The 1,612-nt window shown below is 31.8% G+C and carries 2 protein-coding genes; both read left to right on the forward strand.

Going from position 1 to position 1,612, the window contains the following annotated elements; all coding sequences use genetic code 11:
* Positions 1 to 245 precede the first annotated feature (245 nt).
* Positions 246 to 806: an ORF6N domain-containing protein gene (locus U9R42_14320; GenBank protein ID MEA3497199.1), complete on the forward strand. Its 561-nt coding sequence runs from the start codon at positions 246 to 248 to the stop codon at positions 804 to 806.
* A 110-nt stretch (positions 807 to 916) separates the two neighbouring features.
* The coding region (locus U9R42_14325) for a hypothetical protein (GenBank protein ID MEA3497200.1) at positions 917 to 1,612 on the forward strand (696 nt) is incomplete at its 3' end.

The following is a 1,612-nucleotide window of genomic DNA, read 5'->3' on the forward strand; positions in this document are numbered from 1 at the left end:
CCCGTACTAGGTGTAGTTACAAGCTACACATAGTGAGTGATGATTCAAGGTCCCCCGTCCACCACAAACAAGTTCAATACATGGCAGGACATCGCTACGTAAGTTCAACAGAAGCCTATTTTGTTAATGATTTAGATGATTTACAGTAAGATATTGGAAAGTTCCATCCGATAGGATAAATTGGGTATCGCCAAATGCGACACCCAATTTAAAATAATTACTTTTGCAGTTTAAAATATATAAATATGAGTGAAAAAAATGAAGATAAAATAATGTTGGCAGATGAAATAATAATGGATAAAATTTATTTTATAAGAGGTCAAAAAGTGATGTTGGATAGAGATTTAGCCAAATTATACGAAGTCGAAACAAGACGATTAAAAGAGCAAGTAAGACGTAATTTATCACGTTTCCCAGAAAGTTTTATGTTTGAATTAACAAAAAAAGAATTAGAAGACTGGCGTAATCAATTTGGAGGTAGTAATAAAGAAATAATGGGTTTACGTATCTCACCTTTTGTATTTACAGAACATGGAGTATTGATGCTTGCTAATGTTTTAAAGAGCGAAAGAGCAATAATAATGAGTATAAGAATAATAGAGGTTTTTGTTAAAATCAGGGAAATATTGATGATGCATAAAGATACTTTATTAAGATTAGAAAATATAGATCAGAAATTATCATCACATGATGATAAAATCATGTTAATTTTTGAATACATAAAGCAGTTTGAAGAAGCCAAACAACAAGAATTAGAACAACAAAATAGAAAACCAATAGGATTTAAAACATCGGACGAAGAATAAATATTTATATTGAGCTTGTCGAAATAAAACACACAAACAGCACATTGCTTTTTTGTTGTTTAATTGAAAAACTCATTTGAAAGAAAAAAATATGTTACTTTTGTAGTTCGATGGGATGCCATAAATTAAAATATTACGAGAGTGAAACCGCAATAGGCAAAAAATGGAAATTTTTTGTCGATGGGATAGAAAAAATTGTGAATAGTCAGAAAATTTGTAAAGATTACTATGCATTCGGTTCAATTATGCCTCCTCCTATTGGCGATACTGTTGGAGTAAGAAATGCCTTTCTTAATTATTTATATACAACAATGGGTAGTTTATTTCTTAATGAGGTTATAAAACCTTGTTTAAAAGATACCAATAGACTACCAATGATAGCCTCCATGTTCCAAGGCGGAAACCCTTTTGTTTTGGATACTATTTTAGCAAATATTTATTCTGTCGATGATTTTGGAAGGCTTATTAATTCATGGACAAGAGACAGGCAAATTATTGTGATGGGGGGTGGAATAATGACTGAACCGGTTATACTTGAATATAAATTAAAAGAACACCATATTTATGGAAGTAGCCGACTCGGAATACATAAAAGTGATAGCATGTTTTGTGAATTTCCTTTAGAACATTATTACAATGCATTTTACGATAGTTGGGAACCTGTACATTATGTTGCCGTGTGTAACCCTTACTGTGGTTCTTCATCTTTTACAGAACATAGCAGGCAAAGGGGAAAACGCTTTTATGAGCTAAACAATCATTTGGGAAATGTATTAAGCACAGTTACAGACCGCAAACTCCCAATA

The organism is Bacteroidota bacterium (assembly GCA_034723125.1).
Classification (GTDB): Bacteria; Bacteroidota; Bacteroidia; order CAILMK01; family JAAYUY01; genus JAYEOP01.